The following is a 24535-nucleotide window of genomic DNA, read 5'->3' as shown; positions in this document are numbered from 1 at the left end:
TCCGGAAAGAGGGAACGGGACGGGTCCGACGCCACGGCATGCACCGGGGCAGGGAATCGATGGCACGGAAATGCGGCATGCACTTCCAGAGCCTGAAGTCTAGAGCGTGGTTTGCACAATTAAGGTGCATCCCACGCCAGTGCTTACCCCGCTTTGAGAAATATGATTGCGGTCATTGGCACTTGAAGGAGACGAAATTGCACGAGATCACGCTCGACCGCATCGACAGGAAGATCCTCGACCACTTGCAAGCGCATGGCCGTGCATCGAACCTCGAACTCTCCGAAGTGGCCAACCTGTCGCCGGCCCAGTGCCTGCGGCGGCACCGGCGGCTCGAGGAGATGGGCTTCATCAGCGGCTACGCGGCCCGGCTCGACGCGCGCCAGGTGGGGCTCGGCGTGATCGCCTTCATCCACGTGACCATGGCCCGCGGCCACATCGGCGAGCTGCCGAAGTTCCAGGACCTGGTGGCCGACCTGCCGCAGATCCTCGAGTGCTACTCGGTCACCGGCGACTTCGACTACGTCATCAAGGTGGTCGCGCGCGACCTGCACTCGCTGTCGCAGTTCCTGATGGACACGCTGATGCACATGCCGGGCGTGTCGGCGGTGCGCTCGAGCGTGTGCCTCAACGAGGTGAAGTGCACGACCACCCTGCCGCTGAGTTGAGTCGGGCGCAGCCGGCCCTCAGCCCTGCACGCCCGGCAGCGGCGAGGCCGGCGAGGAGGGCACCGGCGAGGGCGCGGTCGAGAGCGCCGAGGGTGCCGCCGGCGCGGCCGCCATCACCAGCGTGGGCGTGGCCATCGGCAGGTCGGCCTGGCGCAGCGCGTCGAGGATGGTGAACAGCAGGTCGCTGCGCACGCCGCCGGCCAGCCGCGGGCTCGCCACGTAGGCGATCGCCTGGAAGATCAGCAACCCGTTCTCGATGCCCTCGAGCGTGAGCGAGGGCGCCGGCGTCTCGAGCACGCCCTCGTGCGCCTTGCAGGCCTCGAGGATCAGGTCGCGCACCTTCTGCGCGTCGGTGGTCAGCGGCATCGGCAGGCGGATCAGCACCCGGCCCTCGGCGTTGGCCAAGGTCATGTTGCGCACGGTCTTGGTGATGAATTCCGAGTTCGGCACGATCAGCGTGGAGCGGTCGCCGAGCTGGATCTCGGTGGCGCGCACGTTGATGCGCCGCACGTCGCCCTCGGCCGTGCCCAGCACCACCCAGTCGCCCACCTTCACGGGCTGCTCGGCCAGCAGGATCAGGCCCGAGATGAAGTTCTGCACGATCGCCTGCAGGCCGAAGCCGATGCCCACCGACAGCGCGCTCGCCACCCACGCGATGCGCTCGACGCCGATGCCCAGCGCCGAGAGCGAGAACGCGATCACCAGGATGCCGCCCACGTAGCCCAGCAGGGTGCTGATCGAGCTCTGCATGCCGGGCTCGAACTTGGTGGTCGGCAGGTAGCTCGCGGCCAGCCAGCGCTTGAAGATGCGCAGCATCACGAAGCCCACGGCCAGCACCGCCACCGCGCTGAGGATCGCGCCCGGCACGAGCTGGAACTCGCCGATCTTCACGCCGGTGCCGAACTTGCCGCTGCGCTGGAACACCTCGCCGGGGCTGGTGCCCAGCGGCGCGGCCAGCGCGATCAGCATGTAGAAGAACAGCGCCACCCGGCTCAGGCCCGACAGCACGGTGGCGATCTGGTCCAGCGTCTGCGGCGCCAGGCCGAAGCTCTTCTGCAGCCGCTGGCCGAAGCCGCTGCGCGACGACACGGTGGCCATGAACACGTCGTCGGCGAACTTGAACAGCACGTAGAACGCGGTGGCGACGATGCCGCTCCAGGTCAGCTGCGAGGCCAGGAAGCTCGCGAGCGCCACGTAGCCCACGGCCACCAGCACCCAGATCACGATCATCAGGATGGCGATCAGCGCCACCAGGATGCCGACCCACATCGGCCGCTCGGGCAGGTCCTCGCCGGGCGCGCCGGCGCGCAGCGCCTTGAGCCGGTAGAGCACCGCGCCGACCAGCGCGGTCAGCAGCAGCGCGGTCAGCACGTGGGTGGCGACCACGGCCGAGAGGCTGGCGTCGACCAGCGCGTTGATCTCGGCCGGTGCCCAGGCCAGGGCCGCCACCAGCGCCACCAGCCAGGGCAGGGCCGCGAGGCGCGCGGCCATGGCGTCGGGAATCGGTGGCAGCCGCCACGACGGCCGGCCGGTGGCCAGCAGCGCGCGGCCCAGGCCGATCACGAAGGCCATGAACACCAGCGCCTGCGCCAGCGACAGCATCGCCTTGCGCGCCTGCGGCGCCCAGCCCGCGTGCTGTTCGAGCACGTAGACGAAGCCGTGCGCGGCCAGCGCCACCAGCAGCACGTGAGCCGCGACGATGGCGATCACCAGCAGCGAGCGCCGCAGCCGCCCGGCGGGCAGCAGCTTCACCGCGAGCCGGGTCAGGCCGTGCTCGGCGGCCCAGACGCCCGCGAAGGCCAGCAGCAGCGCGCCGATCAGCGCCGCGATCACCAGCGTGCGGCCCGCGCCGCCGATGGCGGTGGCGAGGCCCGTCTGCACGCCCGCGACCATGGCCTGCAGCCGGTCGAGGTCGTCGGGCCAGGCCTCCTGCAGGTCGCTCCAGAACTCGCCGGTCAGCGGCGAGGCCGCGCGCTCGGTGAGCTGGGCCTCGAACACCGCGCGGCGCTGCGTCAGCAGGTCGGTGCCGCGCTGGCGCACGTCGATCGCCAGCAGCTTGGCGAGCCGGATGTCGGCATCGAGCGCATTGCGCTCCTTGGTCAGGCGCGCGCGCTGGCGCGTGATGTCGGGGTCTTCGCTGGCGCCGGCCGCGGGCGGGTTGCCGAGCTCGCCCAGGCGCGCGTTGAGGTCGTTGAGCTCGCCGGTGCGCGCCGCCACGAACTTGTCGGCCTGCGCGCCGATCGCGTTGATCTGGGTCAGCCGGCTGCGCGCATCCTCGGCCGAGTCGGTGCTCTGGTCGATCTTCGCGAGCAGCGCGCGCAGCTCGGCCACGGTGGGCGCGGGCGGCGCGGCCGCGAGATCGGGGTCCTGCTGCGCGAAGGCGGTGCCGCACAGCAGCAGGGCGGCCATCAGGAAGGCCGCGAGACGGGAGGTCCAACTCATGGACGCATCATAGAAGCCGCACCTGAAGGCCCGGCTTCGCGGCGCGTCACAGCATGTGACGGAGGCGCGTTCAGCGCGCGGGGCTGAACAGGTCGACGCGGTCGGTGATGATGCCGTCCGTGCCCAGGTCGATCAGGCGCTGCGCGGCCCAGTCGTCGTTGACCGTGTAGCTCAGCGCGCGCAGGCCGGCGCCGTGCACCTGCGCCACCACCGTGGCGTCCCACAGCGCGTGGTTGCAGACGATGGCCACGCAGCCGAGCTCGCGCGCGGTCTCGAGCCAGCCGTTCCAGAGCGTGTCGAGCAGCAGGCCGCGCGGCAACTCGGGCGCCGCGGCCGCCGCGCCCTTCAGCGCATCGACCTGGAACGAGGTCAGCAGCGGCGGGACGGCCGCATCGCGCCACAGCGTCGCGGCCTGCCGCGCCACCGCCTCGCCGGTCTCGCGCTCGGTGCCGGGCGTGGGCTTGATCTCGATGTTCAGCAGACAGTGGTTGGCCAGACAGAAGCGCGCGAGGTTCTCGAGCGTGGGCAGCGGCTCGCCCGCGAAGGCGCGCGAATGCCAGCCGCCCGCGTCGAGCTGTGCCAGTTCGCTCCAGGGCTTCTGGCCGCCGATGCCGCGGCCGCTGGTGGTGCGTTCCAGCGTGGCGTCGTGCATCAGGAACACCACGCCGTCCGCGCTGAGCTTGGCATCGCACTCGAACATGCGGTAACCATGCGCGGCGCCGAAGCGGAAGGCCGCGAGCGTGTTCTCGGGCGCGAGCTTGCCGGCGCCGCGGTGGGCGATCCAGCGCGGATAGGGCCAGGGGGTGCTCATTCCGCGCTCATTCCGCGCGCTTGCCGGAGCCGGCGTCGAACCAGTGGAGCTTGTCCTCGCGCGCGGCGATCTTCACGGTGTCGCCCGCCATCGGCGGCTGGTCGGCCTCGTCGGTGCGCATGATGATCTGCTCGTCGCCGATGCGGCCGTAGACCAGGCGCTCGGCGCCCAGCAGCTCGACCTGCTCGACCTGCACCGACCAGCCGCGCTCGTCGAGCGCCATGTGTTCGGGGCGGATGCCCAGGATCTGGCCCGGCCGCACGCCCGGCGCATGGCGCAGCAGGTTCATCGGCGGCGAGCCGATGAAGCTCGCGACGAAGGTGGTGGCGGGGCGCGAATAGACCTCCTCGGGCGTCGCGAACTGGTCCATCACGCCGCCGTTCATCACGATGATGCGCTGCGCCAGCGTCATGGCCTCGACCTGGTCGTGGGTGACGAACAGCGAGGTGATGCCGAGCTCGCGGTGCAGCTTCTGGATCTCGAGGCGGGTCTGGGCGCGCAGCTTGGCGTCGAGGTTCGACAGCGGTTCGTCGAACAGGAACACCTGCGGCTGGCGCACGATCGCGCGGCCCATGGCCACGCGCTGGCGTTGGCCGCCCGAGAGCTCGCGCGGCTTGCGTTCGAGCAGGTGGCCCAGCTCGAGGATCTTCGCGGCCTTGTCCACGCGCACCTTGATCTCGGCCACCGGCACCTTCGCGATCTTCAGGCCGTAGGCCATGTTCGCGAACACCGTCATGTGCGGATAGAGCGCGTAGTTCTGGAACACCATCGCGATGTCGCGCTCGGAGGGCTCGAGCTGGTTCACCACCTTGTTGCCGATGGCGATCTCGCCGGCGGAGATCTCCTCCAGGCCGGCCACCATGCGCAGCAGCGTGGACTTGCCGCAGCCCGAGGGGCCGACGATGACGACGAACTCGTGGTCGGCGATCTCGGCGCTCACGCCGTGGATGACCTGGTTGGCCTTGGGGCCGTGGCCGTAGCGCTTGATGACGTTGCGGAGGGAAATGGCAGCCATGTTTTCAGTTCAGCGTTTTATTTGTCGGTATCGACCAGGCCCTTGACGAACCACTTCTGCATCAGCACCACGACCACCGCGGGCGGCAGCATGGCCAGCACGGCCGTGGCCATCACCACGTTCCAGTCCACCGGCGACTCGCCGTTGCCGATCATGGCCTTGATGCCGACGACGATCGGGTACATGTCCTCGCTGGTGGCGGCGATCAGCGGCCACAGGTACTGGTTCCAGCCGTAGATGAACTGGATCACGAACAGCGCCGCGATGCTGGTCTTCGACAGCGGCAGCAGGATGTCCTTGAAGAAGCGCATCGGTCCGGCGCCGTCGACGCGCGCGGCCTCGACCAGCTCGTCGGGCACCGTCAGGAAGAACTGCCGGAACAGGAAGGTGGCGGTCGCCGACGCGATCAGCGGTATCGAGAGGCCGGCGAAGCTGTTGATCATGCCGAGGCTGGCCACGACCTGGTAGGTCGGGCCGATGCGCACCTCGACCGGCAGCATCAGCGTGATGAAGATCAGCCAGAAGCACAGGCCGCGCAGCGGGAAGCGGAAATACACCACCGCGAAGGCCGACAGCAGCGAGATGCTGATCTTGCCGAAGGTGATGACGAGCGTGATGACCGTGCTCACCCAGATCATCCGCGCCACCGACACGTTGGCGCTGGTGCGCCCGCCGCCGGTCAGCGCCGCCTTGTAGGTTTCCCAGAAGTTGCTGCCGGGCAGGATCGGCATCGGCGCCTGCATGATCTCCTGCGGCGTGTGGGTGGAGGCGATGAAGGCCAGGTAGATCGGGAACATCACCAGCAGCACGCCGATGATCATGATCACGTGCGCGAGGATGCCCAGGGAGGGACGGCGCTCAACCATGGCGGGCCTCCGTGGCGTGGGCCGCGCGGCAGGCGGGGAAGAAGGGTGGCATGGGGGCGGTCATCAGTACTGGACCTTCTTCTCGACGTAGCGGAACTGCACCACCGTCAGCGCGATGACGATCACCATCAGCACCACCGACTGGGCCGCGGCGCCGCCGAAGTCCATGCCGCGGAAGCCGTCGAAGTACACGCGGTAGACCAGCGTGGCGGTGTCCTTGCCGGGGCCGCCCTGGGTGGTGGCGTCGATGATCGCGAAGGTGTCGAAGAAGGCGTACACCATGTTGATCACCAGCAGGAAGAAGGTGGTGGGCGTCAGCAGCGGGAACTGGATGGTCCAGAAGCGGCGCATCGGGCGCGCGCCGTCCATGGCGGCGGCCTCGATCAGCGACTTCGGGATCGACTGCAGCCCCGCGAGGAAGAACAGGAAGTTGTAGGAGATCTGCTTCCAGACCGAGGCCATCACGACCAGCGCCATGGCGTGGTCGCCGTTGAGCAGATGGTTCCAGTTGAAGCCCATCTTCTTGAGCCAGTAGGCCACGATGCCGATCGAGGAGGAAAACATGAACGACCACAGCAGGCCGGTCACGACCGGGGCGACCGCGTACGGCAGGATCAGCACGCTCCGGTAGAAGCGCGTGCCGCGCACCACGCGGTCGGCGAACACCGCCAGCACCAGGGCGATGCTCAGGCCCAGGACCGTCACCAGCACCGAGAAGACGATGGTTGTATGGAACGAGGCCATGTAGGTGCTGTCGTTCCACAGCGCCTCGAAGTTGTCCAGCCCCACCCAGGTGATCGAGTTGCCGAAGGCATCCTGCTGCTGCAGCGACTGCACCAGCGCCTGGCCCGCGGGCCAGAAGAAGAAGACGCCGACGACGATCAGCTGCGGCGCCAGCAATGCCCAGGGCAGCCAGTTCGAACGAAAGATGACGCGTTTTTCCATGGGGCAGGGCGTTCAGGTCACGGACACACTAAATAAGCAAACAGCCAGGACTGCACGGGTCAGCCTGGCTTGTGGCGGGTCAAACGAACCGAAACGAACATTCGTTCGCGCCGATCCGGGTGCGGAGCTTACTTGTTTGCGGCCTGGAATTTCACCAAAAGTTCGTTTCCGCGCTTCACGGCGCTGTCCAGCGCTTCCTTCGGGGTCTTCTTGCCGGTCCAGATCAGCTCGGTTTCCTCGTCCTCGATGGCGCGGATCTGGGGCAGGTTGCCCAGGCGCACGCCACGCGACTTGTCCGTGGTCTTCTTGATCATCTGGTTCACCGCGACGTCGGTGCCCGGGTTTTCCTTGTAGAAGCCGGCCTTCTCGGTCAGCTCGTAGGCTGCGGTGGTGATCGGCAGGTAGCCGGTGCGCATGTGGCTTTCGGATTGCACCTTGGGGCTCGACAGGAAGGTGAAGAACGCGGCCACGCCCTTGTAGCTGGCGGCCGGCTTGCCCGACATCACCCACAGGCTGGCGCCGCCGACGATGGTGTTCTGCGGCGCGCCCTGCACGTCCGGGTAGTAGGGCAGTGCCGATTCGGCGAACTTGAACTTGGCGTCGCGCTTCACGCTGGCGTAGCTGCCCGACGAGCCGATGAACATCGCGCATTCACCCGAGGTGAACGAGGTGATCGGCTTGCTGGCGCGGCCCTTGTAGACGAACAGGCCCTGCTTGGACATGTTCGACAGGTTCTCGAAGTGGCGCACGTGCAGCGGCGAGTTGAACTCCAGGCGGGCGTCGAGGCCGCCGAAGCCGTTGTTCTTCGAGGCGTACGAGGTGTTGTGCCAGGCCGAGAAGCTCTCGAGCTGGGCCCAGCTCATCCACGAGGTGGTGAACGGGCACTGGCTGCCGCTGGCCTTGAGCTTGGCGGCCGCCGAGACCACTTCGGGCCAGGTGGCGGGGGCCTTCTCGGGGTCGAGGCCGGCGTTCTTGAAGGCGTCCTTGTTGTAATAGAACACCGTCGTCGAGCTGTTGAACGGGAACGACAGCATCTGGCCATTGGGGGCGGTGTAGTAGCCGGCCACCGCGGGGATGTAGGCCTTGGGGTCGAACTTCTGGCCGCCTTCCTTCATGACGTCGGCCACGGGCTTGATCGCGCCCTTGGAGTACATCATGGTGGCGGTGCCCACCTCGAACACCTGCAGGATGTCGGGCGCGTTGCCCGAGCGGTAGGCCGCGATGCCGGCCGCCATCGACTGGTCGTATTCGCCCTTGTAGGTGGGCACGACCTTGTAGTCCTTCTGGCTCTCGTTGAACTGCTTGGCGAGGTCGTTGACCCAGTCGTTGAGGGCGCCGTCCATCGAGTGCCACCACTGGATCTCGGTCTGGGCCTGGGCGAGGGCTGGCACGGCCAGAGCGGCAGCCAGCGTAGAGGCGATGGCGAGCGTCTTGAAGCGCATTAAGACTCCTGTAGGGAAAAGTAAGTAAAACCGGCGATGTTAGGTTACATACGTGACGGTTCTGCGGCTTTGTCGCACGGAGTGCACACGGCAAGAAACCCGGGGAAACCCCCTTGGCCGACAGGGCGCTCGCGCCCCGGGCCCCTGCTTGCTGCGCTGCACCATGCTAGCATCGCCCTCCCTTTTTCGGCCTAGCCTGTTGCCATGGCCGGGGCTACCGCGAGCAGCAGCATGAGCAGCAAGACCTCCCTCGACAAAAGCAAGATCAAGTTTCTTCTGCTCGAGGGTATCCACCCCTCGGCCGTGGAGGTGCTCCATGCGGCGGGCTACACCAACGTCGAGTCGCTGCCGGGCGCGCTGTCCGACGAGGCGCTCAAGGCCAAGATCGGCGACGTGCACTTCCTCGGCATCCGCTCGCGCACCCAGCTGACGGCGGAAGTGTTCGCGGCCGCCCACAAGCTGGTGGCCGCCGGCTGCTTCTGCATCGGCACCAACCAGGTCGACCTCGAGGCCGCGCGCGAGCATGGCGTGGCGATCTTCAACGCGCCTTACTCCAACACCCGCTCGGTGGCCGAGCTGGTGCTGGCCGAGGCGATCCTGCTGCTGCGCGGCGTGCCCGAGAAGAGCGCGGTGGCGCACCGCGGCGGCTGGCTCAAGTCGGCCGACAACGCCTTCGAGATCCGCGGCAAGACGCTGGGCATCGTGGGCTACGGCTCGATCGGCGCGCAGCTGTCGGTGCTGGCCGAGGCGCTGGGCATGCACGTGGCCTTCTACGACGTGGTCACCAAGCTGCCGCTGGGCAATGCGCGCCAGGTGCGCGACCTGCACCAGCTGCTGGCGCAGAGCGACATCGTGACCCTGCACGTGCCCGAGACGCAGGCCACGCAGTGGATGATCGGCGCGGCCGAGATCGCGGCGATGAAGTCCGGCTCGATCCTGATCAACGCCTCGCGCGGCACCGTGGTCGAGATCGACGCGCTGGCCGGCGCGCTGAAGGAGAAGAAGCTGCTGGGCGCCGCCATCGACGTGTTCCCGGTCGAGCCGCGCAGCAACAAGGACGAGTTCCAGTCGCCGCTGCGCGGACTCGACAACGTGATCCTCACGCCCCACATCGGCGGCTCGACGATGGAGGCGCAGGCCAACATCGGCCTCGAGGTGGCCGAGAAGCTGGTCAAGTACAGCGACAACGGCACCTCGACCTCGTCGGTCAACTTCCCCGAGGTGGCGCTGCCCGCGCACCCGGGCAAGCACCGCCTGCTGCACGTGCACCGCAACGTGCCGGGCGTGCTGTCGGAGATCAACAAGATCTTCTCGGACAACCACATCAACATCTCCTCGCAGTTCCTGCAGACCAACGAGAAGATCGGCTACGTGGTGATGGACATCGACGCCGCCTCCTCGGACCTCGCGCTCGAGAAGCTCGCGAAGGTGCAGGGCACGATCCGCAGCCGCGTGCTGTTCTGATCGCGTCGCGCTGAGGCCGGCCGGCGCGCCGGCAGTGCCAGAGGGACACGCGTCGGCGCCAGGGCACGAACCCTGGCCCTGACCTAAAATCCCCACCCCGGCTATGGACGCGTGGCGCCCGGCCGAGGCCCCACCCCGATGAATGCTCCGACCGCGTTGAACGCGCTGCTGTCGCAGGCCGCAGAGCCTGCACGACTGCGTGAGATCCCCTACAACTACACCAGCTTCTCCGATCGCGAGATCGTGATCCGCCTGCTGGGCGAGCGCGCCTGGGAATTGCTCCAGACGCTGCGCGCCGAGCGCCGCACCGGCCGATCGGCGCGCATGCTCTACGAGGTGCTCGGCGACATCTGGGTCGTTCAGCGCAACCCCTACCTGATCGACGATCTGCTCGACAACCCGCGCCGCCGCGGCCTGCTGGTCGATGCGCTGCGGCATCGCCTGGCCGAGGTGCAGAAGCGCCGCACGCCCGACAGCGACCTGCCGCGCGACCAGCTCGTGGGCGAGCTCACGGGCCGCGTCGGCGAGGCCGTGCAGGCCTTCGACACCCTGTTCCGCGACGTCGCCGCGCTGCGCCGCAAGGCCACCCGCGTGCTGGGCCGGCTCACCGCCAAGGACAACATCAAGTTCGACGGCCTCTCGCGCGTGGCCCACGTCACCGACGCCACCGACTGGCGCGTGGAGTACCCCTTCGTCGTGCTGTGCCCCGACACCGAGGCCGAGATGGCGCTGCTGGTCAAGGGCTGCATCGAGCTGGGCCTGACCATCATCCCGCGCGGCGGCGGCACCGGCTACACCGGCGGCGCGATTCCGCTGACCTGGAACAGCGTGGTCATCAACACCGAGAAGCTCGAGGCCATGACCGAGGTCGAGCTGGTCGCGCTGCCCGGCCTCGAGGCGCCCGTGCCCACCATCTGGACCGAGGCCGGCGTGGTCACGCAGCGCGTGGCCGACGCGGCCGAGCGCTCGGGCTACGTGTTCGCGGTCGACCCGACCTCGGCCGAGGCCTCGTGCGTCGGCGGCAACGTCGCGATGAACGCCGGCGGCAAGAAGGCCGTGCTGTGGGGCACCGCGCTCGACAACCTGGCCTCGTGGCGCATGGTGACGCCGCAGGCCGAATGGCTCGAGGTCACGCGCATCGGCCACAACCTCGGCAAGATCCACGACGCCGAGAGCGCGCTGTTCGAGCTCCAGTACTTCGCGGCCGACGGCAAGACGCCGCTGCGCACCGAGCGCCTCGATATCCCGGGCCGCACCTTCCGCAAGGAAGGCCTGGGCAAGGACGTGACCGACAAGTTCCTCTCGGGCCTGCCGGGCATCCAGAAGGAAGGCTGCGACGGCCTGATCACGAGCTGCCGCTGGGTGGTGCACCGCATGCCGGCGCACACGCGCACCGTCTGCCTCGAGTTCTTCGGCAACGCCAAGGACGCGGTGCCCAGCATCGTCGAGATCAAGGACTTCATGTTCGCCGAGCAGAAGCGCTCGGGCGTGCTGCTGGCCGGCCTCGAGCACCTCGACGACCGCTATCTGAAGGCCGTGGGCTATGCCACCAAGTCGAAGAAGCACGGCGGCCTGCCGAAGATGGTGCTGTTCGGCGATATCGCGGGCGACGACGCCGACGCGGTGGCGCGCGTCACCTCCGAGGTGGTGCGCATCGCCAACTCGCGCAGCGGCGAGGGCTTCATCGCCATCAGCCCCGAGGCGCGCAAGAAGTTCTGGCTCGACCGCAAGCGCACCGCCGCGATCAGCCGCCACACCAACGCCTTCAAGATCAACGAGGACGTGGTGATCCCGCTGCCGCGCATGGCCGAGTACAGCGACGGCATCGAGCGCATCAACATCGAGCTCTCGCTGCGCAACAAGCTCGCGCTGGTCGACGAGCTCGAGAAGTTCTTCGTGCACGGCAACCTGCCGCTGGGCAAGACCGACGACGCCAACGAGATCCCCTCGGCCGAGCTGCTCGAGGACCGCGTGGCGCAGGCCGTGGCACTGCTGCAGGAGGTGCGCGCGCTGTGGGCCGGCTGGCTCGACGAGGTCGATGCGCTGTTCCCGCAGCTGCAGGACCATTCGCTGCGCGCGAGCTGGAAGACCCAGCTGCGCCAGCCGCTGTCGGCGATCTTCGCGGGCGCGGCCTTCGCGCCGATCCTGGCCGAGTGCACGGCGATCCACAAGCGCGTGCTCAAGGGCCGCGTGTGGGTCGCGCTGCACATGCACGCGGGCGACGGCAACGTGCACACCAACATCCCGGTCAACAGCGACAACTACGAGATGCTGCAGACCGCGCACGAGGCGGTCGCGCGCATCATGAAGCTGGCGCGCCGGCTCGACGGCGTGATCTCGGGCGAGCACGGCATCGGCATCACCAAGCTCGAGTTCCTGTCGGACGAGGAACTGCGCCCCTTTGCCGAATACAAGCAGCGCATCGATCCCGAAGGCCGCTTCAACAAAGGCAAGCTGCTGCGCGAGCCGGGTGCCGGCGCGCAGTCGCTGCATGCCGACCTGACCAACGCCTACACGCCGAGCTTCGGCCTGATGGGGCACGAGTCGATCATCATGCAGCAGAGCGACATCGGCGCCATCGCCGACAGCGTCAAGGACTGTCTGCGCTGCGGCAAGTGCAAACCGGTGTGCGCCACCCACGTGCCGCGCGCCAACCTGCTCTACAGCCCGCGCAACAAGATCCTCGCGACCTCGCTGCTGGTCGAGGCCTTCCTCTACGAGGAGCAGACCCGGCGCGGCGTGAGCATCAAGCACTGGGAGGAGTTCGAGGACGTGGCCGACCACTGCACGGTGTGCCACAAGTGCCTCACGCCCTGCCCGGTGAAGATCGACTTCGGCGACGTGTCGATGAACATGCGCAACCTGCTGCGCAAGATGGGGCAGAAGAGCTTCCGTCCCGGCAACGCGGCCGCGATGTTCTTCCTCAACGCGACCAATCCGCAGACCATCAAGACGGTGCGCGCGGGCATGGTGGGCATCGGCTTCAAGGCGCAACGCATGGCCAACGATCTGCTGCGCGGCCTCGCGAAGAAGCAGACGGCGGCGCCGCCGGCCTCGCTCGGGCCGGCGCCGCTCAAGGAGCAGGTGATCCACTTCATCAACAAGAAGATGCCGGGCAACCTGCCGAAGAAGACGGCGCGCGCGCTGCTCGACATCGAGGACGCCGACTACGTGCCGATCATCCGCAACCCCAAGGTCACGACCTCGGAGACCGAGGCGGTGTTCTATTTCCCGGGCTGCGGATCGGAGCGGCTGTTCTCGCAGGTCGGGCTCGCGACGCAGGCCATGCTCTGGCATGCGGGCGTTCAGACGGTGCTGCCGCCGGGCTACCTGTGCTGCGGCTATCCGCAGCGCGGCAGCGGCCAGTTCGACAAGGCCGAGAAGATGATCACCGACAACCGCGTGCTGTTCCACCGGGTGGCGAACACGCTCAACTACCTCGATATCAAGACCGTGGTGGTGAGCTGCGGCACCTGCTACGACCAGCTGCAGGGCTACCAGTTCGACAAGATCTTCCCGGGCTGCCGGATCATCGACATCCACGAGTACCTGCTCGAGAAGGGCATCACCCTGGGCGACGCCGGCGGTGCCGGCTATCTCTATCACGACCCCTGCCACACGCCGATGAAGCAGCAGGACCCGATGAAGACGGTGAAGGCGCTGGTCGGCGACAACGTGCTCAAGAACGACCGCTGCTGCGGCGAGTCGGGCACGCTGGGCGTGTCGCGGCCCGACATCTCGACGCAGATCCGCTTCCGCAAGGAAGAGGAACTGAAGAAGGGCGAGGCCGCGCTGCGCGACGGCGGCAAGATCGGCGCCGGCGAGAACGTGAAGATACTCACCAGCTGCCCGAGCTGCCTGCAGGGCCTGTCGCGCTACGGCAGCGACCTGAACAACGGCCTGCTCGAGGCCGACTACATCGTGGTCGAGATGGCCAACAAGATCCTCGGCGCCGACTGGATGCCCGAGTACGTGGCGGCCGCGAACCACGGTGGCATCGAACGGGTGCTGGTGTGAGCGGCGAGGCGGCGCGCGTGGCCGGCTGCGTGTTTTGCGAACAGGCGGGCGGACGCCTGGTGTTCGAGGGCGCGAGGCTGCGCGTGATCCACGCGGTGGAGGCGGGCTTCCCGGCCTTCTACCGCGTGGTCTGGAATGCGCACCGGCCCGAGCTGTCCGACCTGTCGCGCGAGGAGCGCGCGCACTGCATGGACGCCGTGGCCGAGGTCGAGCAATGCCTGCGCGACACGCTCGCGCCGACCAAGATCAACGTCGCCGCCCTCGGCAACATGGTGCCGCACCTGCACTGGCACGTGATCGCGCGCTTCGACTGGGACAGCCATTTCCCCGCGCCGTTCTGGGCCGCCGCGCAGCGCGCGGCACCGGCCGCGCGCGTGGCCCAGGTCGAGGCGTTGCTGAGCGCGGCCGAGGCCGCGATGGCCACGCGCCTCGCGGCGCTGTAGCCGGCGCGGCATACTGCGCCGTCTCCCTGCATCCTCTTTCCTCCACTTCGAACGGACACTCCCCATGGCAGGCTTGCAAGCCGGCGCGCCGACGCCGCAGTCGATCACCGTGCACGGTCGCTCGCGCGTGCTCGAGGTGGGCTTCTCCGACGGCGCCACCTTCCGCATTCCCTTCGAGCTGATGCGCATCTATTCGCCCTCGGCCGAGGTGCAGGGCCACGGACCGGGCCAGGAAACGCTGCAGACCGGCAAGCGCGAGGTCGAACTGGTCGCGCTCGAGCCGGTGGGCAACTATGCGGTGCAGCCCCGCTTCAGCGACGGGCACGACACCGGCATCTACTCGTGGGACCTGCTCTACCAGCTGGGTTCGCAGCAGGCCGAACTCTGGGCCGCCTACGAGCAGAAGCTGGCCGAAGCGGGCGTCGATCGCGACGCACCGATGGCCGAGAAGGGCGGCCACGCCTGCGGCAGCCATTGACTGGCGTTTGCTATTGAAAGCATAGCTTCGTCGGTAGACGTGACGGGCGTTACAAGACCTCAGCGTTTGCAGAAAAAGCAACAAATGACCGCCGGTACAGCGGGGTCGTCGTCTTGATGCGAGGACGAACGGCCTAACATCGGTCGCATGACCACCACCCATTTCGGCTTCGAGAAAGTCGACGAGAGCGAGAAGGCCGGCCGCGTGCGCGGCGTGTTCGACTCGGTCGCCACGCGCTACGACCTGATGAACGACCTCATGTCCATGGGGCTTCACCGCGCATGGAAGGCCTACACCGTCATGGTCGCGAACGTGGGCGAAGGCTCGCGCGTGCTCGACATCGCGGGCGGCACCGGCGACCTCGCACTGGCCTTCGCGAAGAAGGTCGGCGCCAGCGGCCAGGTGGTCCACACCGACATCAACGAAGCCATGCTGCGCACCGGCCGCGACCGCCTGCTCGACGCCGGCGTGGTGCTGCCCACCACGGTCTGCGACGCCGAGAAGCTGCCGTTCCCCGACGACCACTTCGACGTCGTCACCGTCGCCTTCGGCCTGCGCAACATGACGCACAAGGACGTCGCGCTCAAGGAGATGAACCGCGTGCTCAAGCCGCGCGGCAAGCTGCTGGTGCTCGAGTTCTCGAAGGTCGCGAAGCCGCTCGAGAAGGTCTACGACTGGTACTCCTTCAACGTGCTGCCGCGCCTGGGCAAGGTGGTGGCGGGCGACGACGCGAGCTACCGCTACCTGGCCGAATCGATCCGCATGCATCCGGGCCAGGACGAGCTCAAGTCCCTCATGAAAGAGGGCGGTTTCGGGCATGTGGACTATCACAACATGACGGGTGGCGTGGTCGCCCTCCATGTTGGAATCAAGTGTTGATCAGACGAGATTTCGTTCGAGAGGAGACCTTATGAAGAGTTTGAGTACTTTGCTTCTGGCCGGCGCACTCGCGCTGGTCAGCATCCAGGCCGACGCGGCGCGCATGGGCGGCGGTAAATCCGTCGGCCGCCAATCCTCGAACGTGACGCAACGCCAGGCCACGCCGCCGGCCGCGCCCGCGCAACAGAATGCCACCAACGCGGCCGCCAAGCCCGCCACGCCGGCACCCGCCGCCGCGGCACCGAAGCGCCCCTGGGGCGCCATGCTCGGCGGCCTGGCCGCGGGCCTGGGCCTCGCATGGCTCGCGAGCTCGCTGGGCCTGGGCGCAGGTTTCGGCAACATCCTGCTGATCGGCCTGCTGGTGCTGGCCGCGGTGTTCGTGTGGCGCATGATCAAGTCGCGCTCGCAGCCCGCCGGTGCACGTCAGGGCGGCTTCGCGTTCCAGGGCGCGGGCGGTCCGGGCAACCCGGCAGCGCCGGCGCAGTACAGCCCGAGCAACGTCGGCAACGACGCCTCGGCCCGTCCGTGGGAGCGCAACGCCACCAACTTCGATGCCACGCCCGCCGCGACCTCGCACGGCAGCAGCCTCTCGTCCGCGGGTGCCGCGGCCGGTGGCGGCAGCATGATCGGTTCGGCCCTGGCCGGCTCGCAGAGCTGGGGCATCCCGGCCGGCTTCGACGTCGACGGTTTCCTGACCGCCGCCAAGCGCAACTTCGTGACCCTGCAGGATGCCTGGGACCGCGCCGACATCACCATGCTGCGTTCGATGATGACCGACGAGATGATCGAGGAAATCCGCAGCCAGCTCGCCGACCGCGCCAGCCACACCGGTGGCGCGTCGAACAAGACCGAAGTGGTCATGCTCGACGCCAAGCTGCTCGGCATCGAGGAACTGGCCGATGCCTACATGGCCAGCGTGGAGTTCTCCGGCATGATCCGCGAAGACGCCTCGGCGGGCCCGGGTCCGTTCCGCGAAGTCTGGAACATGACGCGTCCGACCACCGGCGGCAACGGCTGGCTCGTGGCCGGCGTGCAAGCCCTGCAATAAGCAGCGGCTTCGAAGGCGGCCCGGCCGCCTGCAGAAAGGATAATGGGGACCATGGCCACACCATCGTCCCCTTTTTCTTTGCTCGGCGATCTGTTCAATCGCGTCGGCGAGCGCCTGCAGCCGCCGCCCTGGGCCGTGCACGAGATCCAGCACCGCGCCGTGCTGTTCCTCAACCACGTGCTGCAGCAGGAGCCCGAGGCCCAGCAGCGGCTGGTGCGCCAGCAGGGCCGCGTGGTGCGCTTCCAGTGGCGCTTCGTCACGATGGAGCTGGTGGCCACGCCCGCCGGCCTGCTCGACCTGGCGCCGCCGGGCTCGCTGCCCGAGCTCACGCTGTCGGTCACCGATGACAACCCCTTCGAGATCGCGCGCGCCACGCTGCGCGGCGACAAGCCCTCGGTGCAGATCGTGGGCGACGTGCAGCTCGCGGCCGAGGTCAACTGGCTGGTCGACCATGTGCGCTGGGACGTCGAGGACGACCTCGCGCGCGTGATCGGCGATGTGCCCGCGCATGCCATCGGCAATGCGGTGCGGCGCGTGGTGGGCGCATTGCGCCAGTTCGTGGGCAACCGCGCGGCGGCCGGCAGATCCGGTATCGGTTCGGCGGGCACCGCCGAATGAGCCGCTTCTATCGCAGCCTCTTCATCGTCTGGGTCGCGCTGCGCTACGGCCTCGACGAGCTCGTGCTCACGAGCTTCCAGAAGCCCTGGCTGCGGGTGGTCGCACGCATCGTCTCCTTCGGCCGCCGGCTCGACGCACCGCGCGGTCAGCGCCTGCGCGAGGCGCTCGAGCGGCTGGGCCCGATCTTCGTCAAGTTCGGCCAGGTGCTCTCCACGCGGCGCGACCTGCTGCCACCCGACATCGCCGACGAGCTGACCTTCCTGCAGGACCGCGTGCCGCCGTTCCCTTCGGCGGTGGCCGTGGCGACCATCGAGCGCGCGTTCCGCCGGCCCGTCAGCGACGTGTTCGTGCAGTTCGACGAAACGCCGATCGCCAGCGCCTCGATCGCGCAGGTGCACTTCGCGACCATCCGCACCGGCGACGGCCAGCTGCGCGAGGTGGCGGTCAAGGTGCTGCGCCCCAACATGCGCGGCGTGATCGAGAAGGACCTCGGCCTGATGGCCATGATGGCCGGCTGGGTCGAGAAGCTCTCGCCCGACGGCAAGCGGCTCAAGCCGCGCGAGGTGGTGGCCGAGTTCGACAAGTACCTGCACGACGAGCTCGACCTGGTGCGCGAGGCCGCCAATGCCGCGCAGCTGCGCCGCAACATGGCCTCGCTCGATCTGGTGCTGATCCCCGAGATGTTCTGGGACTTCTGCCATCCCGAGGTGATCGTGATGGAGCGCATGAACGGCGTGCCGATCGCGCAGCTCGAGCGGCTGCGCGCCGCGGGCGTCGACATCCCGAAGCTCGCGCGCGACGGCGTCACCATCTTCTTCACCCAGGTGTTCCGCGACGGCTTCTTCCATGCCGACATGCACCCGGGCAACATCCAGGTCAGCCTCGAGCCCCAGACCTTCGGGCGCTACATCTCGCTGGACTTCGGGATCATCGGAACGCTCACCGAGTCCGACAAGGAGTACCTGGCGCAGAACTTCGTGGCCTTCTTCCGGCGCGACTACAAGCGCGTGGCCGAGCTGCACCTCGAGAGCGGCTGGGTGCCCGAGGGCACGCGCATCGACGAGCTCGAGGCCGCGATCCGCACCGTCTGCGAACCCTACTTCGACCGGCCGCTCAAGGAGATCTCGCTCGGCATGGTGCTGATGCGGCTGTTCCAGACCTCGCGCCGCTTCCACGTCGAGATCCAGCCGCAGCTGGTGCTGCTGCAGAAGACCCTGCTCAACATCGAGGGGCTGGGCCGCCAGCTCGATCCCGAGCTCGACCTCTGGCACACGGCCAAGCCCTTCCTCGAGAAGTGGATGGTCGACCAGATCGGGCCCAAGAAGCTGTTCCAGCAGCTCAAGGACGAGGCGCCGCGATACGCCAAGCTGTTGCCGGAATTGCCGCGCCTGCTGCACGATTTCCTGGAGAATCGGCCGCCCGACCACCGGCGCGAGCTGCTGGAGCTGCTGGCCGCGCAGAAGCGCACCAACCGGTTGCTCCAGTCCATCGTCTACGGTGGCATAGGTTTTGTATTGGGTCTGCTGGCCATGCAGCTGCTGGTGCGCGTTCGGATTTTCTGAACCGCGGCGCTGGCCGCCACGGCCCGGAAAAGATGGGCGTGCTGCCTTGGAATCGAGGAAAGAGGAGAACCTGACGTGCTGCTGACCCTGGTCATCGTCTATCTGTTGCTCACCATCGCCATCGGCCTGTATGCGGCCCGGCGCGTGAAGAACACCACCGACTTCGCGATCGCCGGGCGGCACCTGCCGCTCTTCATGATCGTCACGACCACCTTCGCGACCTGGTTCGGCTCCGAGACGGTGCTGGGCATCCCGGCCAAGTTCATCGAGGGCGGCCTCAACGGCGTGGTCGAAGACCCGTTCGGCGCCGGCACCTGCCTGATCCTCGTGGGCCTGTTCTTCGCGGGCAAGCTCTACCGCATGACCTTGCTGACCATCAGCGACTACTACCGCGAGCGCTACGGCCGCGGCGTGGAGGTGGCCTGCACGCTGATCATCATGCTGAGCTACCTGGGCTGGGTCTCGGCGCAGGTCACGGCGCTGGGGCTGGTGTTCAACGTGCTGTCGGGCGGCGCCATCGGGCTGTCGACCGGCATGGTGATCGGCGTGGTCTCGATCCTGGCCTACACGCTGTTCGGCGGCATGTGGTCGGTGGCGGTCACCGACTTCATCCAGATGATCATCCTGGTGGCCGGCCTGGCCATCATCGCGATGTTCGCGGGCAACATGGCCGGCGGCGCCGACAAGGTGGTCGCCTTCGCGGTCAGCAAGGACCTGTTCAAGTTCTGGCCCGAGCCCAACTGGCACGACATGGTCTTCTTCTTCGCCGCCGCCATCACCATGATGCTCGGCTCGATCCCGCAGCAGGACGTGTTCCAGCGCGTGATGTCGGCCAACAGCGTCAAGGCCGCCACGCGCGGCCCGGTGATCGGCGGCCTGGCGTACATCCTGTTCGCCTTCGTGCCGATGTTCCTCGTGGCCAGCGCGCTCCTGATCATGCCGGAGCAGACCGCCACGCTGCTCAAGGAGGATCCGCAGAAGGTGCTGCCCACGCTGGTGCTCGAGAAGATGCCGTTCGTGATGCAGGTGCTGTTCTTCGGCGCGCTGCTGTCGGCCATCAAGTCGACCGCCTCGGCCACCTTGCTGGCGCCCAGCGTCACCTTCACCGAGAACATCTGGCGCCAGTTCCGCCCCGCGGGCACCGACCGCGAGAACCTCCGGACCATGCGCATCACGGTGCTGCTGTTCAGTGCGGCGGTGCTGGCCTATGCGATCCGCATGCAGGGCACGCCGATCTACGAACTGGTCTCGGGCGCCTACCAGGTGCCGCTGGTCGGGGCCTTCATCCCGCTGGTGTTCGGCCTCTACTGGAAGCGCGCCACCACCCAGGGCGCGATCGCCGCGATCCTGTTCGGCATCGGCACCTGGCTGCTGTTCATGGCGATGCCCTGGGGCGCGGTGTTCCCGGCCCAGCTCGCGGGCGTGCTGGCCTCGTTCGCGGGCATGGTGCTCGGCTCGCTGGCGCCGCAATGGGTGGTGAACACTCACACGCCGCACCGCCCGCTGGCGACCGAAACGGCCTGAATCTCGCGCCAGGCGCAATTCCCGGGGCGCCGGCCGGCCGGGGGGCGCCCGTATAATCGAGGGCTTTGCGAGCGGCCGCCCGGCCGCTTTCCCCACTCGATTTCCCATGCCCATCTACGCCTACAAGTGCAGCGCCTGCGGCTTCGCCAAGGATGCCCTGCAGAAGATGTCCGATCCGCCGCTCACGGTGTGTCCGGCATGCGGCGCGAGCGCATTCGAAAAGCAGGTCACGGCGGCCGGATTCCAGCTCAAGGGCTCGGGCTGGTACGTCACCGACTTCCGTGACGGCGGCGGCAAGAAGTCCGAAGCCGCCACCGCGCCGGCCGCCTCGGGCGACGGCGCCGCCAAGTCCGCCGATGCACCCGCCGCCGCGCCCAGCCCGGCTCCCGCGCCGGCCCCCGCGCCCGCGCCGGCCGCCAAGAGCGCCGACTGAGGCGCCGAACCGCCCGTCGCTCTCCAGAGAAGAAACCTCCCGATGCTCGCCCTGCGCAAATGGTTGCTGTCCGGCCTGCTGGTGATCGTGCCGCTGGTCATAACGCTCGGCGTGCTGAACTGGATCATCGGCACGCTCGACCAGACGCTGTGGCTGCTGCCCGAGCAGTGGCAGGTCTGGCTCAGCGACCACCGGGTGCGCGGCCTGGGCGTGCTGCTCACGCTGGCGATCCTGCTGGTGGTGGGCGCCGCCGCGAGCAATTTCGTCGGCAAGCGCCTGCTCGGCTGGGGTGACGCCGTGGTGCGCCGCATCCCGGTGGTGCGCTCGATCTACTCGAGCGTCAAGCAGGTCTCCGACACGCTGTTCTCCGAGAACGGCAATGCCTTCCGCACCGCGGTGCTGGTGCAGTGGCCGCGCGAGGGCGTGTGGACCATCGCCTTCGTCACCGGCGCGCCCGGCAACGAGGTCGCGGAACACCTGGGCAACGAGGAATTCCTCAGCGTCTACGTGCCCACCACGCCCAATCCCACGGGCGGCTACTTCGTGATGCTCAAGCGCAGCGACTGCATCGAGCTCCTGATGAGCGTGGACGAGGCGCTCAAGTACATCGTCTCGATGGGGGTCGTCGTTCCCGGCAGCCCCGCCAGCATCGCGACGACCAAACCGTCCAACCCATAAAAACGAACGCGCCGCAACGGCGCCGGAATCTAGCCATGGCCATGCGTACTCACTATTGCGGTCTCGTGACCGAAGCCCTGTTGGGCCAGACCGTCACCCTTTGCGGCTGGGTCAACCGTCGCCGCGACCACGGCGGCGTGATCTTCATCGACGTGCGCGACCGCGAAGGCTACGTGCAGGTGGTGTGCGACCCCGATCGCGCCTCGACCTTCGCCGTCGCCGAGAACCTGCGCAACGAGTTCTGCGTGCAGATCACGGGCCTCGTGCGCGCACGCCCCGAAGGCACCACCAACGACCAGCTCAAGAGCGGCAAGATCGAAGTGCTCGCGCACGAGCTCAAGGTGCTCAACCCCTCGGTCACGCCGCCGTTCCTGCTGGACGACGACAACCTGTCGGAAACCACGCGCCTCACGCACCGCGTGCTGGACCTGCGCCGTCCCGCGATGCAGCGCAACCTGATGCTGCGCTACAAGGTGACGATGGAAACGCGCAAGTTCCTCGACGCCAACGGCTTCATCGACATCGAGACCCCGATGCTCGGCAAGTCCACGCCCGAAGGCGCGCGCGACTACTTGGTGCCCAGCCGCGTGCACGACGGCAGCTTCTTCGCGCTGCCGCAGTCGCCGCAGCTGTTCAAGCAGCTCTTGATGGTGGCCGGCTACGACCGCTACTACCAGATCGTGAAGTGCTTCCGCGACGAGGACCTGCGCGCCGACCGCCAGCCCGAATTCACGCAGATCGACATCGAGACCTCGTTCCTCGCCGAGGAAGAGATCCGCGAGATGTTCGAAGGCATGATCCGCAACGTGTTCCGCAACGCCGCGGGCATCGAGCTGCCGGTGTTCCCGACCATGACCTACGGCGAGGCGATGTTCAAGTACGGCTCGGACAAGCCCGACCTGCGCGTGAAGCTCGAGTTCACCGAACTCACCGAGCTGATGAAGCGCGTGGAATTCAAGGTGTTCTCGAACGCCGCCACGATGAAGGGCGGCCGCGTGGTCGCGCTGCGCGTGCCGGGCGGCGGTGCCGAGGGCGGCCTGTCGCGCGGCGAGATCGACGCCTACCAGGAGTTCGTGAAGATCTACGGCGCCAAGGGCCTGGCCTACATCAAGATCAACGATGCGGCCGCCGGCCGCGAGGGCCTGCAGAGCCCGATCGTGAAGAACCTCGACGACAACGCGCTGGCCGAGATCATCGCCCGCACCGGCGCGCGCAACGGCGACATCCTGTTCTTCGGTGCCGACAAGGAGAAGGTGGTCAACGACGCCATCGGCGCGCTGCGCGTGAAGATCGGCCACAGCGCCTTCGGCAAGAAGAGCGGCCTGTTCGACGACCGCTGGGCCCCGCTGTGGGTGGTCGACTTCCCGATGTTCGAGTTCGACGAGGAAGGCCAGCGCTGGAGCGCCGTGCACCACCCGTTCACCGCACCGAAGGACGGCCATGAGGACCTCATGGACACCGCGCCCGAGAAGTGCATCGCCAAGGCCTACGACATGGTGCTCAACGGCATCGAGATGGGCGGCGGCTCGGTGCGTATCCACCGCGAGGAAGTGCAGAGCAAGGTGTTCCGCGCGCTGAAGATCAGCGCGGAGGATGCGCAGCTCAAGTTCGGCTTCCTGCTCGACGCGCTGCAGTACGGCGCGCCGCCGCACGGCGGCATCGCCATCGGCCTGGACCGCCTCGTCATGCTGATGACCGGCGCCGAGTCGATCCGCGACGTGATCGCCTTCCCGAAGACCCAGCGCGCGCAGGACCTGCTGACGCAGGCGCCGAGCCCGGTCGACGAGAAGCAGTTGCGCGAACTGCACATCCGGCTGCGCAACGTGCAGCCGCAGCAGGCGGCCTGATCGGCGACAGGGCACTCGATGAGTGCCCTTTTTTTCTTGTCAGCTTCCTTGCGAAGCCGATGACACGAAGGAGCCTCGCCCCATGCGGCCTTTCAAGATCCCCCAATCCGTACTGGTCGTGATCCACACGCCCGCCCTCGACGTGCTGCTGATCCGCCGCGCCGACGCCGAGACCGAGTTCTGGCAGTCGGTCACGGGCAGCAAGGACGCGGAGGACGAGCCGCTGGCGCTCACGGCCGCGCGCGAGGTCGCGGAGGAGACCGGCATCCTGTGCGGGCAGGGCAGTGCGCTCGCGGCGCAGCTGGTCGACTGGGGCCTGCGCAACGTCTACGAGATCTATCCGCGCTGGCGTGCGCGCTATGCGCCGGGCGTGACTCACAACACCGAGCACCTGTTCGGCCTGTGCGTGCCCGAGCGCGTGGTGCCGGTGCTGGCGCCGCGCGAGCACACCGACTGGCGCTGGCTGCCGTACCGCGAGGCGGCCGATGCCTGCTTTTCCCCATCGAACGCCGAAGCCATTCTGTTGCTGCCAGAATTTGCGCGATGAACTCGCAGACGCCCAACTTCCGGGTCGCCACCTACAACATCCACAAGGGGGTGCAGGGCATCGGGCCCGCGCGGCGGCTCGAAATCCACAACCTCGGCCATGCCATCGAGCAGCTCGACGCCGACATCGTCTGCCTGCAGGAAGTGCGCAAGATGAACCGCCAGGCCGCGGTGCGCTTTCCGCGCTGGCCCGAGCTGCCGCAGGCCGATTTCCTCGCGCCCGAGGGCTACACGGCGGTCTACGAGACCAATGCCATCACGCGCCACGGCGAGCACGGCAACGCGCTGCTCACGCGCTGGCCGGTGCTGCGCACCAATCACCAGGACATCTCCGACCACCGCTTCGAGCAGCGCGGCCTGCTGCACGTGGTGATGGAGGTCGAAGGGCGGCCGGTACACGCCATCGTGGTGCATCTGGGGCTCATCAAGGGCAGCCGCGTGCGGCAGGTGGCGCGGCTGCGCGAATTCATCGAGCGCGAGGTGCCGAACGGCGAGCCGGTGGTGGTGGCCGGCGACTTCAACGACTGGGGCGCGCGCATGCGCTACGCGATGAATGCCATGGGTCTGCGCGACACCAGCGACCTGCGCGGCCCGCGCACGCTGACCTATCCCTCGCGGCTGCCGGTGGCGCAGCTCGATTTCATCTACGGCCGCGAGATCGAACCGCTGACCAGCAGCGTGCCGCGCGGCCCGATCTGGGCCCGCATGTCGGACCACCTGCCGCTGGTCACCGACTTCTTGCTGCCGAATTGATAGCAAGGCCCGCAGAAGATACGGGCATTCGCGGCCCGAACGGCGGGCATGCATTC

Annotated in this window: 21 protein-coding genes; 15 read left to right on the top strand and 6 right to left on the bottom strand. The window is 67.9% G+C overall.

Going from position 1 to position 24535, the window contains the following annotated elements; translation table 11 throughout:
- Positions 1–197: 197 nt before the first annotated feature.
- Complete coding sequence (locus tag AC07RV_RS25720) at positions 198–668, top strand: Lrp/AsnC family transcriptional regulator (protein ID WP_093341004.1); 471 nt, start codon at positions 198–200, stop codon at positions 666–668.
- 18 nt (positions 669–686) lie between these two features.
- On the opposite strand, the gene AC07RV_RS25715 is transcribed toward AC07RV_RS25720, so the two are convergent.
- The 6 genes from AC07RV_RS25715 to ugpB form a co-directional block, all read right to left on the bottom strand.
- Positions 687–3110, bottom strand: coding sequence for a DUF3772 domain-containing protein (locus AC07RV_RS25715; protein ID WP_296787518.1), 2424 nt, complete (start codon positions 3108–3110; stop codon positions 687–689).
- A gap of 70 nt (positions 3111–3180) precedes the next feature.
- Positions 3181–3921 carry a glycerophosphodiester phosphodiesterase gene (gene ugpQ, locus AC07RV_RS25710; RefSeq protein WP_296787520.1) on the bottom strand — a complete coding sequence of 247 codons (741 nt, stop codon included), beginning with the start codon at positions 3919–3921 and terminating at the stop codon, positions 3181–3183.
- A 7-nt stretch (positions 3922–3928) separates the two neighbouring features.
- Complete coding sequence (gene ugpC, locus AC07RV_RS25705; RefSeq protein ID WP_093340999.1) at positions 3929–4936, bottom strand: sn-glycerol-3-phosphate ABC transporter ATP-binding protein UgpC; 1008 nt, start codon at positions 4934–4936, stop codon at positions 3929–3931.
- Between the two features lie 17 nt (positions 4937–4953).
- Positions 4954–5802, bottom strand: coding sequence for a sn-glycerol-3-phosphate ABC transporter permease UgpE (gene ugpE, locus AC07RV_RS25700; protein WP_057592066.1), 849 nt, complete (start codon positions 5800–5802; stop codon positions 4954–4956).
- 63 nt (positions 5803–5865) lie between these two features.
- Positions 5866–6747: a sn-glycerol-3-phosphate ABC transporter permease UgpA gene (gene ugpA / locus AC07RV_RS25695; protein WP_296787521.1), complete on the bottom strand. Its 882-nt coding sequence runs from the start codon at positions 6745–6747 to the stop codon at positions 5866–5868.
- 128 nt (positions 6748–6875) lie between these two features.
- Entirely contained in the window at positions 6876–8189 is a 1314-nt protein-coding gene (gene ugpB, locus AC07RV_RS25690) for a sn-glycerol-3-phosphate ABC transporter substrate-binding protein UgpB (protein WP_093340996.1), read from the bottom strand.
- Positions 8190–8420: 231 nt separating this feature from the next.
- On the opposite strand from ugpB, the gene serA reads away from it, so the two are divergent.
- The 14 genes from serA (at position 8421) to AC07RV_RS25620 (ending at position 24479) form a co-directional block, all read left to right on the top strand.
- Positions 8421–9653 (top strand): phosphoglycerate dehydrogenase, encoded by a 1233-nt coding sequence (serA, locus tag AC07RV_RS25685; protein ID WP_296787524.1) that lies wholly within the window; start codon positions 8421–8423, stop codon positions 9651–9653.
- A gap of 138 nt (positions 9654–9791) precedes the next feature.
- Entirely contained in the window at positions 9792–13670 is a 3879-nt protein-coding gene (locus tag AC07RV_RS25680; RefSeq protein ID WP_208511835.1) for a DUF3683 domain-containing protein, read from the top strand.
- On the top strand, positions 13667–14113 hold the full coding sequence (locus AC07RV_RS25675) for an HIT family protein (protein ID WP_296787525.1): 447 nt from the start codon (positions 13667–13669) through the stop codon (positions 14111–14113). Before AC07RV_RS25680 ends, AC07RV_RS25675 begins: the two co-directional genes overlap by 4 nt.
- 64 nt (positions 14114–14177) lie before the next feature.
- Positions 14178–14591: a gamma-butyrobetaine hydroxylase family protein gene (locus tag AC07RV_RS25670; protein ID WP_093340991.1), complete on the top strand. Its 414-nt coding sequence runs from the start codon at positions 14178–14180 to the stop codon at positions 14589–14591.
- A 147-nt stretch (positions 14592–14738) separates the two neighbouring features.
- Entirely contained in the window at positions 14739–15470 is a 732-nt protein-coding gene (gene ubiE, locus AC07RV_RS25665; RefSeq protein WP_057592061.1) for a bifunctional demethylmenaquinone methyltransferase/2-methoxy-6-polyprenyl-1,4-benzoquinol methylase UbiE, read from the top strand.
- 31 nt (positions 15471–15501) lie between these two features.
- The gene (locus AC07RV_RS25660) at positions 15502–16518 is read left to right on the top strand and encodes a Tim44 domain-containing protein (protein ID WP_296787527.1); all 1017 of its coding nucleotides are present in this window, start codon (positions 15502–15504) and stop codon (positions 16516–16518) included.
- Between the two features lie 51 nt (positions 16519–16569).
- On the top strand, positions 16570–17136 hold the full coding sequence (locus AC07RV_RS25655; protein WP_093341266.1) for a hypothetical protein: 567 nt from the start codon (positions 16570–16572) through the stop codon (positions 17134–17136).
- Positions 17133–18698 (top strand): ubiquinone biosynthesis regulatory protein kinase UbiB, encoded by a 1566-nt coding sequence (gene ubiB / locus AC07RV_RS25650; RefSeq protein WP_296787530.1) that lies wholly within the window; start codon positions 17133–17135, stop codon positions 18696–18698. Before AC07RV_RS25655 ends, ubiB begins: the two co-directional genes overlap by 4 nt.
- A 75-nt stretch (positions 18699–18773) precedes the next feature.
- Positions 18774–20222, top strand: coding sequence for a high affinity choline transporter 1 (locus AC07RV_RS25645; protein WP_287753028.1), 1449 nt, complete (start codon positions 18774–18776; stop codon positions 20220–20222).
- A 106-nt stretch (positions 20223–20328) separates the two neighbouring features.
- Entirely contained in the window at positions 20329–20655 is a 327-nt protein-coding gene (locus AC07RV_RS25640) for an FmdB family zinc ribbon protein (RefSeq protein WP_296787535.1), read from the top strand.
- Between the two features lie 42 nt (positions 20656–20697).
- Positions 20698–21333 carry a DUF502 domain-containing protein gene (locus AC07RV_RS25635; RefSeq protein WP_093340983.1) on the top strand — a complete coding sequence of 212 codons (636 nt, stop codon included), beginning with the start codon at positions 20698–20700 and terminating at the stop codon, positions 21331–21333.
- Positions 21334–21368: 35 nt separating this feature from the next.
- Positions 21369–23180 (top strand): aspartate--tRNA ligase, encoded by a 1812-nt coding sequence (gene aspS / locus AC07RV_RS25630; RefSeq protein ID WP_093340982.1) that lies wholly within the window; start codon positions 21369–21371, stop codon positions 23178–23180.
- An 82-nt stretch (positions 23181–23262) separates the two neighbouring features.
- On the top strand, positions 23263–23727 hold the full coding sequence (gene nudB, locus AC07RV_RS25625) for a dihydroneopterin triphosphate diphosphatase (RefSeq protein ID WP_057592054.1): 465 nt from the start codon (positions 23263–23265) through the stop codon (positions 23725–23727).
- On the top strand, positions 23724–24479 hold the full coding sequence (locus AC07RV_RS25620; protein ID WP_093340976.1) for an endonuclease/exonuclease/phosphatase family protein: 756 nt from the start codon (positions 23724–23726) through the stop codon (positions 24477–24479). Before nudB ends, AC07RV_RS25620 begins: the two co-directional genes overlap by 4 nt.
- Positions 24480–24535: the final 56 nt, after the last annotated feature.

The sequence above is a fragment of the Variovorax sp. GW821-FHT09B01 genome, assembly GCF_059418345.1.
This window is presented reverse-complemented; position numbering and strand designations above follow the sequence as displayed.

Excerpts from the sequence above, each read along its gene's own strand:
- ugpB (WP_093340996.1), bottom strand. The coding sequence starts at position 8,189 with ATGCGCTTCAAGACGCTCGCCATCGCCTCTACGCTGGCTGCCGCTCTG.
- AC07RV_RS25680 (WP_208511835.1), top strand. The coding sequence starts at position 9,792 with ATGAATGCTCCGACCGCGTTGAACGCGCTGCTGTCGCAGGCCGCAGAG.
- aspS (WP_093340982.1), top strand. The coding sequence starts at position 21,369 with ATGGCCATGCGTACTCACTATTGCGGTCTCGTGACCGAAGCCCTGTTG.
- AC07RV_RS25655 (WP_093341266.1), top strand. The coding sequence starts at position 16,570 with ATGGCCACACCATCGTCCCCTTTTTCTTTGCTCGGCGATCTGTTCAAT.
- AC07RV_RS25670 (WP_093340991.1), top strand. The coding sequence starts at position 14,178 with ATGGCAGGCTTGCAAGCCGGCGCGCCGACGCCGCAGTCGATCACCGTG.
- ubiE (WP_057592061.1), top strand. The coding sequence starts at position 14,739 with ATGACCACCACCCATTTCGGCTTCGAGAAAGTCGACGAGAGCGAGAAG.
- AC07RV_RS25715 (WP_296787518.1), bottom strand. The coding sequence starts at position 3,110 with ATGAGTTGGACCTCCCGTCTCGCGGCCTTCCTGATGGCCGCCCTGCTG.
- ubiB (WP_296787530.1), top strand. The coding sequence starts at position 17,133 with ATGAGCCGCTTCTATCGCAGCCTCTTCATCGTCTGGGTCGCGCTGCGC.
- serA (WP_296787524.1), top strand. The coding sequence starts at position 8,421 with ATGAGCAGCAAGACCTCCCTCGACAAAAGCAAGATCAAGTTTCTTCTG.
- ugpE (WP_057592066.1), bottom strand. The coding sequence starts at position 5,802 with ATGGTTGAGCGCCGTCCCTCCCTGGGCATCCTCGCGCACGTGATCATG.
- AC07RV_RS25635 (WP_093340983.1), top strand. The coding sequence starts at position 20,698 with ATGCTCGCCCTGCGCAAATGGTTGCTGTCCGGCCTGCTGGTGATCGTG.
- AC07RV_RS25620 (WP_093340976.1), top strand. The coding sequence starts at position 23,724 with ATGAACTCGCAGACGCCCAACTTCCGGGTCGCCACCTACAACATCCAC.
- AC07RV_RS25640 (WP_296787535.1), top strand. The coding sequence starts at position 20,329 with ATGCCCATCTACGCCTACAAGTGCAGCGCCTGCGGCTTCGCCAAGGAT.
- ugpC (WP_093340999.1), bottom strand. The coding sequence starts at position 4,936 with ATGGCTGCCATTTCCCTCCGCAACGTCATCAAGCGCTACGGCCACGGC.
- nudB (WP_057592054.1), top strand. The coding sequence starts at position 23,263 with ATGCGGCCTTTCAAGATCCCCCAATCCGTACTGGTCGTGATCCACACG.
- ugpQ (WP_296787520.1), bottom strand. The coding sequence starts at position 3,921 with ATGAGCACCCCCTGGCCCTATCCGCGCTGGATCGCCCACCGCGGCGCC.
- AC07RV_RS25660 (WP_296787527.1), top strand. The coding sequence starts at position 15,502 with ATGAAGAGTTTGAGTACTTTGCTTCTGGCCGGCGCACTCGCGCTGGTC.
- ugpA (WP_296787521.1), bottom strand. The coding sequence starts at position 6,747 with ATGGAAAAACGCGTCATCTTTCGTTCGAACTGGCTGCCCTGGGCATTG.